General features: G+C 57.0%; 11 protein-coding genes and 1 pseudogene. 5 read left to right on the top strand and 7 right to left on the bottom strand.

All coding sequences use genetic code 11. The features are described 5' to 3' along the window. Positions 1-3: 3 nt before the first annotated feature. The 5 genes from glgX to C3F35_RS00395 form a co-directional block, all read right to left on the bottom strand. Positions 4-2,079, bottom strand: a complete 2,076-nt coding sequence (gene glgX, locus C3F35_RS00415; RefSeq protein WP_103792372.1) for a glycogen debranching protein GlgX — start codon at positions 2,077-2,079, stop codon at positions 4-6. Positions 2,080-2,108: 29 nt separating this feature from the next. Next, positions 2,109-4,625 carry a malto-oligosyltrehalose synthase gene (gene treY, locus C3F35_RS00410; RefSeq protein WP_103792371.1) on the bottom strand — a complete coding sequence of 839 codons (2,517 nt, stop codon included), beginning with the start codon at positions 4,623-4,625 and terminating at the stop codon, positions 2,109-2,111. Then, positions 4,625-6,397, bottom strand: a complete 1,773-nt coding sequence (gene treZ / locus C3F35_RS00405; RefSeq protein ID WP_103792370.1) for a malto-oligosyltrehalose trehalohydrolase — start codon at positions 6,395-6,397, stop codon at positions 4,625-4,627. Before treZ ends, treY begins: the two co-directional genes overlap by 1 nt. Positions 6,398-6,642: 245 nt before the next feature. Next, positions 6,643-8,193: a methyl-accepting chemotaxis protein gene (locus C3F35_RS00400; RefSeq protein WP_103792369.1), complete on the bottom strand. Its 1,551-nt coding sequence runs from the start codon at positions 8,191-8,193 to the stop codon at positions 6,643-6,645. Between the two features lie 202 nt (positions 8,194-8,395). After that, a complete protein-coding gene (locus C3F35_RS00395) occupies positions 8,396-9,628 on the bottom strand; it encodes a diguanylate phosphodiesterase (protein WP_032618117.1) in 1,233 nt (410 codons plus the stop codon). Positions 9,629-9,781: 153 nt separating this feature from the next. Here C3F35_RS00395 and C3F35_RS00390 point away from each other — a divergent pair, with 153 nt between their 5' ends. Then, complete coding sequence (locus C3F35_RS00390; RefSeq protein ID WP_164529818.1) at positions 9,782-10,762, top strand: mannuronate-specific alginate lyase; 981 nt, start codon at positions 9,782-9,784, stop codon at positions 10,760-10,762. On the opposite strand, the gene C3F35_RS00385 is transcribed toward C3F35_RS00390, so the two are convergent. After that, positions 10,759-11,508: an SDR family oxidoreductase gene (locus C3F35_RS00385; protein ID WP_032618119.1), complete on the bottom strand. Its 750-nt coding sequence runs from the start codon at positions 11,506-11,508 to the stop codon at positions 10,759-10,761. The two genes, C3F35_RS00390 and C3F35_RS00385, sit on opposite strands and share 4 nt — an antisense overlap. 126 nt (positions 11,509-11,634) lie before the next feature. Here C3F35_RS00385 and C3F35_RS00380 point away from each other — a divergent pair, with 126 nt between their 5' ends. Then, entirely contained in the window at positions 11,635-12,540 is a 906-nt protein-coding gene (locus C3F35_RS00380) for a LysR family transcriptional regulator (protein ID WP_103792368.1), read from the top strand. A 25-nt stretch (positions 12,541-12,565) separates the two neighbouring features. On the opposite strand, the gene C3F35_RS00375 is transcribed toward C3F35_RS00380, so the two are convergent. Continuing rightward, entirely contained in the window at positions 12,566-12,994 is a 429-nt protein-coding gene (locus tag C3F35_RS00375; protein WP_032618121.1) for an OsmC family protein, read from the bottom strand. 165 nt (positions 12,995-13,159) lie between these two features. On the opposite strand from C3F35_RS00375, the pseudogene C3F35_RS00370 reads away from it, so the two are divergent. The 3 genes and pseudogenes from C3F35_RS00370 to sra all read left to right on the top strand — a co-directional run bounded on the left by C3F35_RS00370 (position 13,160) and on the right by sra (position 14,257). Continuing rightward, positions 13,160-13,681 (top strand): annotated as a pseudogene (locus tag C3F35_RS00370) (VOC family protein). Positions 13,682-13,823: 142 nt separating this feature from the next. Next, complete coding sequence (gene bdm / locus C3F35_RS00365; protein ID WP_032618123.1) at positions 13,824-14,039, top strand: biofilm-dependent modulation protein; 216 nt, start codon at positions 13,824-13,826, stop codon at positions 14,037-14,039. Positions 14,040-14,119: 80 nt separating this feature from the next. Beyond that, positions 14,120-14,257 (top strand): stationary-phase-induced ribosome-associated protein, encoded by a 138-nt coding sequence (gene sra, locus C3F35_RS00360; RefSeq protein ID WP_032618124.1) that lies wholly within the window; start codon positions 14,120-14,122, stop codon positions 14,255-14,257. Positions 14,258-14,365: the final 108 nt, after the last annotated feature.

Genomic DNA, 14,365 nt, shown 5'->3' with positions numbered 1-14,365 from the left:
GCGTTATGGCCGCCGTAACAGCACGATGCTGCGGCCTGGCAGCGGGAAATCAGTATCCGGGAGCACTGCCTGCCCCATCTGCTCATCACCTGCCGTACTCAGCTCCAGCACCCAGCCATCCTGACCGCATTCCGGGATTCGGAACGGCACCGACCCCTCGTAGGGGTTGATTAACAGCAGCACCTCCTCCCAGATCCCCGGCTGATCGTGCAGGTCGGGCCGGGTAAGATACAGCCCAAGGGTCGTCCCCTCGTCCCAGTGCTCCGGCAACTGTGGCCCGCCACCCGCGTTAAACCACTGGATCTCCATTCCGTCACGCCAGCTTTCGCGGCGCAACAGCGGCTGGCTGGTGCGCAGCTCAATCAGATGTCGGGTGAACTTGCGCAGCGCCTCGGCGCTTTCCGGGAGGTTTTCCCAGTGTACCCAGCTGATCTCACTGTCCTGACAGTAGCCGTTGTTGTTACCCAACTGGCTACGGCCAAACTCATCCCCCGCCAGCAGCATCGGCGTGCCGTGAGAGAACAGCAGCGTGGTCAGGAAGTTACGTTTCTGCTGTTCACGCAGGGCGTTGATCTGCTCATCGTCGGTTGGGCCTTCAACGCCATAATTCGATGACCGGTTATCATTGTGGCCGTCGTTATTGTCCTCGCCGTTGGCTTCGTTGTGCTTCTCGTTGAAGGAGACCAGGTCGTTCAGGGTAAACCCGTCGTGAGCGGTAATGAAGTTGATGCTGGCCCACGGGCGACGCCCGCGCTGGTCATACAGATCTCCGGAGCCGAGCAGGCGTGCGGCAAAATCGGACGAGACGTTATCGCCGCGCCAGTATTCGCGCACGGTGTCGCGGTATTTATCATTCCACTCGCCCCAGCCTGGCGGGAAGCCCCCGACCTGATAGCCACCAGGGCCGATGTCCCACGGCTCGCCAATCAGCTTCAACCGCGAGAGGAGCGGATCCTGCATCATGGCATCGAAAAAGCCGCCGCGCTGATCGAACCCTTCCGGCTCGCGGCCAAGAATGGTGCCGAGGTCAAAACGGAAGCCGTCAATGTGCATCGACTCTGCCCAGTAACGCAGGGAATCCATCACCATCTGCAGCACCCGTGGGTGCGAGGTATTCACCGTGTTACCTGTACCGGTGTCGTTCACATAGTAACGGTGCTGACCGGCAATCGTGCGGTAGTAAGAGAAGTTGTCGATCCCCTTGAATGACAGCGTTGGGCCAAGCTCGTTACCCTCGGCGGTGTGGTTATACACCACGTCGAGGATCACCTCGATACCGGCATCGTGGAAGGCGCGCACCATGTCGCGGAAGCCCTTGATGCCGTTCGGGCCGCCGTAGCGTGACGCCGGGGCGAAGAAGTTAAGGGTGTTATAGCCCCAGAAGTTCTTCAGCCCGCGATCCAGCAGATGCTGATCGTCCGGGAAAGCATGCACCGGCAACAGTTCAACCGACGTAATGCCAAGACTCTTGATGTAATCCACCGTCGCTTTGTGCCCCATCCCTTCGAAGGTGCCGCGCAATTCAGGCGGGATCGCCGGGTTAAGCTGGGTAAAACCTTTCACATGGGTTTCGTACAAAATGGTGCTGGACCAGGGCACCGCCGGGCGGTGCGGGTCCTGACCGTCGAACACCCGCGGGTCAACAACCCGGCATTTTGGGGTATAAGGCGCGCTGTCGCGGGTATCAAAGCTAAGATCAAGCTCGTCATGCCCCAGCTCATAACCAAAATGGGCGGGGTTCCAGATAAGCTCCCCGGTCAACGCCCGGGCATAAGGGTCAATCAGTAGCTTATGCGGGTTAAAGCGGTGGCCATTTTCAGGATCGTAAGGGCCATAGACCCGGTAGCCGTACAACGCACCCGGTTTCAGATCCGGGACATAGCCATGCCAGACTTCATCGGTGTATTCCGGTAACTCGAGACGGGCTATTTCAGATTTACCACTCGGGTCAAACAGACACAGCTCAACACGTTCGGCGCAGGCGGAAAAGAGGGCAAAATTCACCCCTTTGTCATCGTAATTCGCCCCAAGGGGATAACTTTGCCCCGCCTGAATTTCATAAATTTTGTCATATGCCATAGAGTCTCTCCCTCGAACAGTAATAATCATCAGCCGCAGGCCAGTAACACCCGCCAGCAATCCTGTGCTTCATTCAAATGCAGGCTTTCGCCTAAGGTCAGGGTTTCACCACTGAAACAATCCCGGTAGCGGCGCCCGGCCAGTTCGGGAGGAAGAACCACCTCTGTCGCGCCCCACAGGGCCGCCCCGGTAACAGGAAACGTCTGTGCGGCATTTGCCAGCGCCAGCCGCGGTGCCACCACAATCAGCACGTCATCGTCATCGACGCGGGCGTAGGCAATCGCCTTATCCGCCCGTTCGCCACGGGTCAGCAGCGCAACATAGCTGCCCAGGCGGAACAGCGCCGGTTTGCGCTGGCGCAGATGCAGTAGCGTGCGGGTGACAGACAGCTTCAACTGCCCGTTCAGCCAGCTCGCCTCCTGGGCGGCAATATGAGGGTCTGCCGTATCCAGCTGCTGACGAAGCTGGTCGAAATCTGGCTCGCGGCGGTTATCAGGATCGACAAGGCTAAAATTAAGCCCCTCGCTGCCCTGATAAACATCCGGCACCCCCGGTGCGGTAAGTTTGATCACCGTCTGGCTCAGGCTGTTCACCAGCCCGGCGCGAATAAACGGACGTAACGAGGAACTGAAGTCCTGCAGGAAGTCCTGATTGTCCGGGGACAACAGATGGCGGGCATACTCCAGTACCACCGTTTCATAGGCTTCGTTGCTGTCCACCCAGTCGGTGCGCAGCTTGGCCTCGCGCAGCGCCTTCTCGACAAAAGCCAGGAAGCGCTCTTCCAGGGCATTCAGCCCCGCCGCATCCTGCGGGTCCAGCTCTGGCGGCCAGACACCCGCCAGCGCCTGATAGAGCATCCAGGTATCGGCACCGCGCGGCGCCGTGCCATCATTCAGAAAGCGAACGTGGGTCTGGTTCAACTGCTGCCAGCGGGCCACGCATTCCGCCCACACCTCCGGCGCTTCGGTCAAAGAATAGAGCCGGGCGCGGGCATCTTCTCCACGCTTGGTGTCGTGGGTCGAGGTGCCGGAAAGCGCATCCGGCTGACGGTCACGTCGCGCGGTCATCTCGGTGTGGAAGCGCGTCAGCGAGAAAGCCTGCGGCACCGGCTCGGCTCCCACCTCGTTGAGCGCCAGATCCATGTGCTGACGGAAAAACAGCGTATCTTCCACCGACTTCGCCATCAGCGGCCCGGTCAGCTGCTGGAAACGGGTGCGGAAATGCGTGGCGGTATCGCGGGCCTCCTCAGAGACCTCGCCGGTCAAAATACGCATCAGCAGTGCGATGGCGTCAGGATCGGCGCTGATTGTGGCGACCACGCTGTTCAGCAGGCGCACATCCGCGGCTGACATTCCCTGTGCCGTGCCATAGGTGCGGTACACCGGGAAGGCCACCAGCAGCTCGCGCAATGCCAGCCGCAGAGGCTCCTCTTCCACCTGGACGCCTTCCGTTTCGGAAAGGGTTTTCGCCAGCTTCAGCAGAGTGGAAAATTCCCCGGCGAAGTTTCTGTCCACCATCAGCAACCGCGCGTCGCGCAGTTCGTCGTGCATATCGACCGGGCGGCCCATCACCTTGTCATAGGCCTGACGCAGACTGTCGATTTTGTCGTCATCTATCAGCACCTCTGACAGCGAGGCGATAAATTCGTAGCCGGTGGTCCCGGAGATCGGCCAGTCGGTGGGCAGGTTCTCGCCCTTACTGAGGATCTTCTCCACCGTGATATAGCAGTCGGCACCTGCCTCCTGACGCAGACGTTGCAGGTAGGCTCGCGGGTCGGCCAGCCCGTCCACGTGGTCAATACGCAGCCCGTCCACCGCTCCCGAACGCACCAGGGCGAGGATCAGGGCATGGCTGTCATCAAACACCGCGTCGTCTTCAACCCGCACGCCCACCAGGCCAGTGATTTCGAAGAAGCGACGCCAGGAGAGTTCGTTCGGCGCATCTCGCCAGCTGGTAAGCCGCCACGGCTGCTGGTCGTGCAACCGGCTGATAGCCGCGGGATCGCTGAGGCTCAACACCTCCTCTTCGCGCCCTTGCCAGCTGTCGGGCGTCAGCGGGTAGAAGTTGTCGAAATAGGCCAGCGCGGGTTTGCCGGTGTTGGGATCGCGCTGCACGCTGAGCTCACCGTTCGCCAGCACCACTTCAAAATCATCTCCCAGAAACGGCAGCGTCAGACGGCGCGACCAGTCGATATCAAAATGACGGGCGTAGCGACTCTTTTCCCCATGCTCAATCACATCACGCCACCAGGCATTTTCCAGCGAGGTGGACATGTGGTTCGGCACAATATCAAGGATCAAACCCAGCCCGGCCGCCTTCAGGGCGCTGACCAGCCGCTCAAAACCGGCCCGGCCTCCGATGGAGGGGTCAATCTCGTTAGCATCGGTGACGTCATAACCGTGCGTCGAATCCCGGGCGGCAGTAAATATTGGCGAAGCATACAGATGGCTGATGCCGAGCTGTTGCAGATACGGCACCAGACTGGCGGCACGATCAAAGGTCATGCCGTTACGAAACTGAATACGCCAGGTCGCTGTGGGGATCATCAGGTCGGTTCTCCTTGTGCAAAACGTACAATAACGGTGTTCGCGAGCAGTTCCGTGCGGCCTTCAGGCCAGGCAAACAATGTTTCACCCGCTATCTCGGGCATCGTCTGCGGCTGATCACCCGTATTAAGTGCCAGCGACAGCGTACCCTGTATAAATGTCCAGTTCACCACCACGCAACCCGGGGCCGTTTTTATCACCCTGCCATTCCCGCCCTGCGCGCCGGCCAGCAACGGCACAATAGCCCGCTGGCGCAGCTGCAACAGCTGCTGGGTAAAGCGCAGCCAGTTCTGGCCGTCAGGCTGGTTGAGTTTGTCCCAGTCGAGTTTCGAACGGGCAAAGGTCTCAGGGGCATTCGGATCCGGTACGGTCTCGTCGTGATCGCTAAATTCTTTGGCGCGCCCTTCCCGCACTGCCCGCGCCAGGTCTCCGTGAAAATCGGTAAAGAACAGGAACGGCTGGGTTTCACCGAACTCCTCACCCATAAACATGAGGGGGATATGCGGCGACAGCAGCAGCGCAGCCATCAGTACTCGGGTACGCTCTTCCCCAATGAGACTTAACAAGCGATCGCCCTGAGCACGATTACCAACCTGATCGTGATTCTGGATGAAATCGACGAAGGCCGCTGGCGGTTGAGCGGTACTTTTCACACCCCGGATTTCACCGGTTTGCGGGGAACGTTCCCCCTGATAAGCAAAGCCTTCCGCCAGCGCCCGCGCCACCCATTGTTCGGGTTTTTCAGCAAAATCCTGGTACCAGGCGTGGGTTTCACCGCTGGCCATGACGTGGACGGCATTGTGCAGATCGTCATTCCACTCCCCGGTGAACAACGGCACGCTGCCGTCCTCCTCACGCGGATGAAGAAACACCACGTTGCGGCTGTCTTCGGTGGTCAGATGCACCGGCCGGTCGGTAATGGCAGCGCGAATGCGGGTGGCGATCTCAATTAACACGTGCGGCTCGGAGGTGTCTTCGATCTGGTCGATGGCGTCAAAGCGCAGGCCGTCGAAGCGGAACTCCGTCAGCCAGTACAGCGGCGCATCGACAATAAACTGACGCACCGGGGCCACGTCATAGGCGATGCCGTTCCCCCACGGGGTCATGCGTTCCGGATGGAAGAAGTCCGGGGCCAGCTTCGGCAGGTAGTTACCCTCCGGTCCAAAATGGTTAAGGACAATATCCAGCACCACCGACAGCCCCAGCCCATGGGCGGTATCGACAAAGGCTTTCAGCTCATCCGGCGTACCGTAGGCACTGTGCGGGGCATACAGCAGTACGCCGTCGTACCCCCAGCCACGGTTGCCTCCGGCCTGGGAGACCGGCATCAGCTCAATCATGGTAATGCCGAGCGAGGCCAGGTACGGCAGTTTGTCGGCGGCCGCGCGGAAGGTGCCCTCAGGGGTAAAGGTCCCGATATGAAGCTCATAGACCACGCTCTCTTCCCAGGGGCGGTCTTGCCAGTGGGTATTGCGCCAGACATAGCTGTGAGGATCGCACACCAGCGAAGGGCCGTTGACATCCCCTTGCTGCGCGCGGGAGGCCGGATCGGGTACTGCGGAGCCGTCAGGCAGGATAAAACTGTACGCAGAACCTGGGGCAACGTTGTTGACCGTCAGTTCAAATCCGCCGTCGCCGGTCGGGTTCATCGGCAGCGTTTCGTCATTCAGGCGCAGGGTTACGTGCTGCTGACCGCTGGCCCACAGATGAAAGCGAACGTTGTTCGCATCGCTATATTCACAACCCCAATACCTAATAGATTTAGCAGTCATTCCATCACCTCGTTTGACCCGTGATCCTCGGGTTACCTGCGTTTATCACTAAGCAGAGGGAAAAAGAGAAAATGCGCAGGCATGACGCCGCGCATGAACTTCAAGCATAGACCAGGAAAGTAATGTGAGATGAGTCACTTCGACAGGAACAGAAGGAGGGAGATAAATCCCCTCTCCCCGTTGAGGAGAGGGTCAGGGCGAGGGAGAACCGGCCGCACCCGCAAGCCGGAAGCAGTGCTCTTATGTTATGCCGGTTCCGGCAGTCTGAAGCTGGCGATGCTCTGGGTAAGATGCTTCGCCTGCTCTTCCAGCGAGGCAGCAGCGGCCGCAGACTCCTGCACCAGGGCGGCGTTTTGCTGGGTCACGCCATCCATCTCGGTCACCGCCTGGCCGACCTGGCCGATTCCGCGGCTTTGCTCTTCCGAGGCCACCGAGATCTGCTCCATCAGCGTGTTCACTTTATTGACCGAGTTAATGATGGCATGAATCACTTCCCCTGAGCGATTCACCAGCTGAGAACCGTTTTTCACGCTGGAAACCGACTGGGCGATCAGGTTTTCAATGTCCTTCGCCGCCACGGCGCTCTTCTGCGCCAGGGTACGGACTTCGGTCGCGACCACCGCAAAACCGCGCCCTTGTGTGCCGGCCCGGGCGGCTTCCACCGCGGCATTCAGCGCCAGGATATTGGTCTGGAAGGCAATGCTGTTGATCACGCTGGTGATGTCTTCGATACGCTGGGAGTTGGCCGCGATGGTGTTCATGGTCTCGATCACCTCGCGGGTTACCGCCTCCCCGGTGCGGGCGTTGTTCACCGCATCCTGCACCAGCTTACCAGCCTGATACACATTGTCGGTGTTATTGGCAACGGTGGCGCTCAACTGCTCCATGCTGGCGGCGGTTTCCGTCAGGGCTGAAGCTTGTTGCTCGGTACGTGAGGCCAGGTCGATGTTGCCCGAGGCGATTTCCTGCGAGGCGTAGTTAACGGTACGGCAGGCTTCGCGCACCTGAGAGATGGTCTCCAGCAGGGCCAGACGCATCTGCTCCATCGACCCCATCAGCAGGTCGATTTCGTTATTCGAACCCGCCTTTTGCGGCACGGCTTCCGTCAGTTGCCCGGCGGCAATCTGGCTGCAGTGTTCCCGGGCGAGGTTGATTGGAGCAAACACATACCGCTTCATCAGGACGCTCACCCCGATAATCACCACCACAAAGAGCGCGGCAAAGGCGGCAATAATGGTTAAGCCGGATGCAAAATGAGTGCGCGCATCGTCATTCAGCTGCTTCGCATATTTCTGATGCACAGACAGTACCTGATCGAGAACGATTTCATACTGGCGGTCGAGCCGGGAAATCTGCGGGATCAGGGCATTGAATTTTGCCGCATCGTGCGCTGAGGCCGCGTCGATCAGCGGGGACAGGCCTTCATTGCGATAGGCGAGCCAGGCATCGTCATAGTCCTTCACTAACGGGGCCTCATCTGCCAGGCGCGGCGCGTCGTTAAAGGCGGCGAAAGCGCCATCCGCTTTGGTCAGCGCGAGTTTTACCGAGTCCAGCTTCTCCGCAAGACCCGCAGTATCGCCACTCTCGACCTGCTTCATGTACTCCATGACCCGCACGCGCAGGGTACGGCTGTGGTTAATGGGATCGATGATGGATAACACCACCTGAATCTCTTTATTCACGTTATCCAGAGAATCATTGCTTTTAATGGCCAGCCAGACGTTGGTTGCGGCACTGGCAACAAAGAAAAACAGTAAGGCAAGAAGAATGGCAAGGGACGACTTTTTTAACGACATAACTACCTCAGAAATAAAACGGTCTGAAGTGTTATCGGCATTTGCCCCTTAATATTGAATTAAAGTTATTTATTTATGCGAACATCAATAATGTCGTTAATACTTATTTAAATCATTATATTGCGCAACAGGGCCGGATATTTCGGCCCTGTTAAACATTGAGATTTTTTATCTGTTTAGCGCTTGATTATCTGTTGCAGCGTTAATCGCTCAAATATTCATCACGGGTAAATTGCGGCCAGTGAATTTCTCCCACACCATTTAATTTAGGCCGGGCGAATAAAAAGCCCTGAAAACGCTTGATGCCTGCCGACTCCAGCCAGCACCACTCTTCGATTTTCTCGATGCCTTCTGCCACCAGCGCTATCTCCATATCGGTACAGCAGCTGATGATCGACTTCACAATCGCCTGCTTTGGGCCGCTTAAATGAATGTTGCTAACAATCTCGCGATCGATTTTTAGCTTATCCGGCTGGAAACGGGTCAGCAGCGACAGCCCGGCATAGCCTGACCCAAAATCGTCAATGGCCAGGCCGATCCCCGCCGCCCTTAATTGTTTGATGGCGCTATTAAACTGGTTAAACCCGGAGATCATTTCGTTTTCGGTCACTTCAATCACCACCTGCTCCGGCTGCAAACCGTGGGCGAGGATCTGATCCATCAGAAAATCGACGGCGTGGGGCACATTCACCAGCGACATCGGCAGCAGGTTAATGGCAATTTTATGATCGCCAATGTCGATCTTCTCGGCCAGCGCAAAGGCATAGGCTTTGGTCAGCAGATCGACCTCGTACACTTTGTCCTGATCCAGAGCGTTAAAGAACCGCTCCGGGCTACCGCCGTCGTTACCGCGAATAAGCGCCTCAAGCGAGGAGATTTTTCCCTCAGTAGGTTCCACGATCGGCTGCAGGGCAAACTGGCAAATTTGATTCTCAATCAGCCCGTTAATGGTTTTGCCGAAAGGCATATGCTCCGGGACCATCGTCCATTTTTCAGGCCGGAAGTTTAACTCACCCGCCGTCTTTTTGGGCTGGATAATAAAAGTCTGAATGAATTTAAATACCCGGTCTTGCGCCGCCAGATAATTGTCCAGCTTGCTGTAGCGCAATACCGAAGACAGGACCGATTTTGGCGTGTCGACCCGCAGATCGAACAGCAGCATACCGACGTTTTCGAAGCGTCGGCGCGGGCCGTAATCACGCATCAGTTCCACCACGCTGTCGTGACGCTTGTCCTTGCTGATGCGCGCGAATAACGTCTCAATGACCTCTTCAGACCCTTCGAGGATCTGCAGGAAATCGCTCCCGTTAAACAGCAGAATGCCCGTGACATCCAACAGGGTATTGCTCTGTTTGGCCTTTTCAACAAGTGCGAGGAGGGATAAGGATTTACAGGACGGATTTAACTGGCTTTTGTAAATGAGAGTGGTCAGCACAGCTATTGTTCCCGAAAGATGGTTAGGCTTTTTAAACACTTGTTTAGCATACATTACATTCATGGACTAATAATATTAAAAAGATATATCAGCAAAGAAACGATTCGGCTCAAAAATAATCAAAGTGCCGGTTAAATGTCGGCGGAGGTGTTGATGAAACGAACATTGTGGCTGCTGCTCTGTTTGCCGGGGTATGCGCTGGCCGCTCCGCTGGTGCCTCCCGTTGGTTTTACCCAGCCCTTGCCGCACACGGCATCGGGCGGCTGCGTGACCCTGCCCGCGCCCTACACCGCCCCCCTGGCGTTGCGCAGTAAATATGAAGGATCCGACAGCGCCCGCGCCACGCTCAATCCGCAGGCCGAACAGGCATTTCGTGCCGCGACTAAGCCCATCGTCGGCTTTGAACGGGGGATTTCGAAAATGGTCTGGCGCTATAAACAGAGCGGGGATCCGCGAACCTTACGTTGTATTCTGGAGGGCTACGCGACATGGGCCGACGCCGGGGCGTTACTCTCCGGGCAAACCAGCCACACCGGCCGCGCAATGCGTAAATGGGCGCTGGCGACGCTGGCCAGCAGCTGGCTGGAGCTGAAGTTTACCCCCGGAACTTCCCTTGCCGGGCAGCAGACCACAGAACGCTGGCTGGGCCAGCTGGCGGATCGGGTGGTACAGGAGTGGGATGGCCTGCCGATGAAAAGCACCAATAACCACAGCTACTGGGCGGCATGGGCGGTCATGGCCAGCGCCGTGGCGCTCGACCGTCGGGATCTGTTCGTCTGGTCATTGAAAGAGTACCGCATCGCCGCCGGACAGATTGCCGCCGACGGCACGCTGGCAAACGAACAACGCCGTCGCGAGCGGGCAGTGGCCTATCATAATTATGCCCTGCAGCCGCTGGTGATGATCGCCAGTTTTGCCGCGGCGAATAAGGTGGATGTGACGCAGGAGAACCATGGCGCGCTGGCGCGGCTGGTGAACTATGTGTTGCAGCAAAAGGATGGAGATCTCGAATGGCTGGAACCCTGGTGCAACCTGTCTCACTGCAGTTCAGTGACACTGTCACGCCTGGATGCCAGCCGTCCGTTACAGGATCGCCGCCTCGGCGGCAACCTTACCCTACTTTATCAGCGTTAAATCTGCGCCATCCCGCCATCCACAAACAGCTCGGCGGCGTTGATAAAGCTGGCGGCATCGGAGGCGAGGAACGCCACCACTTTTGCTACCTCTTCCGCTTCGCCAATGCGTCCCAGTGGGACAGTCGCGGCTAACGCATCAAACAACCCCTGGCGCTGATCTTCCGGCACCAGCTCTCCCAGACCTGGGGTTTTAATCGGGCCAGGGCTGACAACGTTGACCCGGATCCCGCGCCCCTGTAAATCCAGCGCCCAGGAGCGGGCAAAATTCCTCACTGCCGCCTTGCTGGCACTGTAGACGCTGAAGTTAGCAGTGCCTTTGATGGAGACAGTCGAGCCGGTAAGGATCACCGACGACCCGGAGACCAGCAGCGGCAGTGCTTTCTGCACGGTAAAGAGCACACCGCGTACGTTAGTGGCAAAGATACGGTCAAAATGTTCTTCTGTGATGGCACCCAGCGGCAGCATATCGCCACCCCCCGCGTTGGCATACAACACATCCAGCCGCCCGGCCTGTTCCGCAATCTGCGCATAAACGGTATCGAGATCCTCTAGGCGTGAGGCGTCGGCGCGGATGCCGGTGACCTGTCCGCCCAGGCTGGCGACGGCGTTATCCAGTTCTGCCTGACGACGTCCGGTGATATATACCTTCGCGCCCTGAGCGGCCAGCTCTTTGGCGGTTGCCAGACCGATACCGCTGGTACCACCGGTGACGAGAGCGACTTTACCTGCTAATACTGTGTTCATCTGATTTACCTTGTCTGTTGTTGGTGTGGATGCACTGTACCGCTTGCGGGATTAGGGAAAAATCAGCAAAAATGGAAATCACTTTTTCCCTGTGGCAATAATCCACCCGTTCGTGAGCGCCTCCCGATGGATCAGTTAATGGCAATGCGCGCCTTTACGCGCGTCGTGGAAACCGGCAGTTTTACCCGGGCAGCAGACTCGCTGAACATGCCCATCGCCACGCTCAGTAAACTGGTCAAGGCGCTGGAGGCGCATCTGGGCGTGCGGTTGTTACAGCGCACCACCCGACGGGTGACGCCCACCCCGGAAGGACAGGACTATTACGAAAAAGCCCGGCGGGTATTAATTGACATCGAAGATATCGACACCTCGTTCAGCGCGATCAAACAACAGCCGCAGGGTCATTTGCGTATTGATGTGGGTGGTTCGACGGCGCGGGACGTGCTGATCCCGCTGCTGCCAGACTTCATGCGCCGTTATCCCGACATCCGCATCGACCTGGGGGTGGCCGACCGTCCGGTGGATTTAATCAGTGGCAATGTAGACTGCGTGATCCGCGGCGGCGCGCTGGGAGACTCCACGCTTATTGCCCGGCATATCGGCAATGCAGAGATGGTCACCTGCGCCACCCCGGACTATCTGAAGCAGCACGGGATCCCCGCCTACCCGGAGGAGCTGCGCAATGGTCATAAGCTGGTGAGTTATCTCTCCCCGGCGACCGGCCGCGCGTTCCCTTTCCGCTTTACGTACAACGACGAAACCCACGAAATCACCCTGCGCCACCATATCGGGGTAAATGAGAGCAACGCGCATCTGGCGGCAGCGGTTGCCGGGATGGGCATTATCCAGACCTTTCGCTACGCCGCGGGGGCCTTGCTGGAGGCAGGGACGCTGATGGAGATACTGGCGAAGTGGCGTCCACCGCACTATCCGTTTTATGTGGTGTATCCACAAAACCGGCACGTGACGCAGCGTTTAAGAGTCTTTATTGCGTGGCTGGCGGAGGTGTTTCCAGAGGCGGTGAAGGGATAGCCGGGCATAACGCCCGGCGGAAGGATCAGTTCAGGGTGTAGTCGAGCGTAATCTCGGCATTCAGCACCTGAGAAACCGGACAGCCGGCTTTGGCCTTCTGGATAACGCCGTCAAACTGCTGGGGATCAATGCCCGGGACGGTCACTTTACTCTTCAGGGCAATTTTGCTGATCGCAAAGCCACTGTCAGTTTTATCCAGCGACACATCGGCGGTGGTATCAATGCTGTCGGCCGTGTAACCCGCCTCGCCCAGCATCAGGGACAGGGCCATTGAGAAACAGGCTGCATGCGCTGCGCCGATCAACTCTTCCGGGTTTGTGCCTTTCTCCCCTTCAAAGCGGGTATTGAAACCATAAGGTTGCTGATTCAGGACGCCGCTTTCGGTAGAAACCGTACCTTTGCCGCGTTTAATATCGCCAGACCAATGTGCCGAACCGTGTTTGTGAATTGTCATAAGTGTTCTCCTTTTGGCTTACAAGGGGTTAAGTATAGAAGAGAGATTCAGTATTGCCTCAAAGACAGAAGAGTCTCATGACATTGTGCAGTTATTCACCCGCCGCAAAAATATAACGTCCCCTGTCAGCCTGCTATATTTTGTTTTTTTAAAGAGGAGTCGCGCATGAATTCACCCGCCCGAGGTATCGACCACATTGGTATTACCGTACCGGATATTAATCAGGCCACGCTATTTTTTGAGCAGGCCTTTCACGCCAAAGAAATATATCGATCCGTAGAGCCTGGCGACGGAAATATTGATCCCGATGCCCAGCAGAAGACATTACGCCTGGTACCCGGCACAGAAGTTCGCGCAATACGTATGCTGGCCATGCCACATGGGCCGGGGATTGAACTTTTCGAAATGCATGGCCCGGAACAGCAACCACCCGCGCGAGCAAGCGACTTTGGTCTTCAACACTTTGCCGTCTAAGTTGATGATTTCGCACAGGCGATAGCACGCTTTACGGCGGCAGGTGGCGAGATGTTTACCGAGCCTAAGGCGCTCTCCTTTCCGGCCGAGCAGGGAGAAGGCAATGCTTTTTGCTACGGGAAAACGCCCTGGGGTAGCGTCATTGAACTGATATCCTGGCCCTCACCCATGCCTTATGAGAAATATACAGACCGGCGTCGCTGGAAGCCGTGATATATCCTTAAAAAGACCAGGATAATGATATTTTTATTTCCAGGACGAGTCTTACACACAGCGCAATAAAATTTTGCCATTCTGAATGTGCGTTAAGTCATTGCGAACCGGAACATTAAACAGAAAACGACACGGAGGCACTATGTTTACTTATACATCAGCAACTACCCCATCCGCACAGCCAGAGCTGGTTAATGCTATTGCACAGGGTTTACGCGCAGAGTTGGGCGCTGTCACCGAAGATGACATTTTGATGGAACTCACCAAGTGGGTTGAAGCCTCAGACAATGACATCCTCAGTGACATCTACCAGCAGACCATTAATTACGTCGTCAGCGGTCAGCACGCCAGTTTGTAAAAACCTGCTATGCTGGATCTGCAACCTTAGGGGTTACATTTCGTTCGCCTTATCACTATTAACAGGATTGAGGAGCTACTATGAAATCGAACCGTCAGGCACGCCATATTCTGGGACTGAACTACAAACTCTCTAACCAGCGTAAAGTGGTGATTGAGGGCGACAGCGAAACGCAGGTCACCCACGCTACTGGCAGAAAACGACACGAACCTAAGTAAGTTCGCTACAGGATCCCCGACACCATCGGCATTGCCGGTGGTGTTTTTATTTGTACGTTGCGGTTTTTAACATTCACCTCCTTTATACTATGCCCCTGACATCCCCTG

It is taken from the genome of Leclercia sp. LSNIH3, from assembly GCF_002935105.1.
Lineage (GTDB): Bacteria > Pseudomonadota > Gammaproteobacteria > Enterobacterales > Enterobacteriaceae > Enterobacter > Enterobacter adecarboxylatus.
Note: the sequence above shows the minus strand (reverse complement) of the source record. Positions and strands in the feature narration are given on the sequence as shown.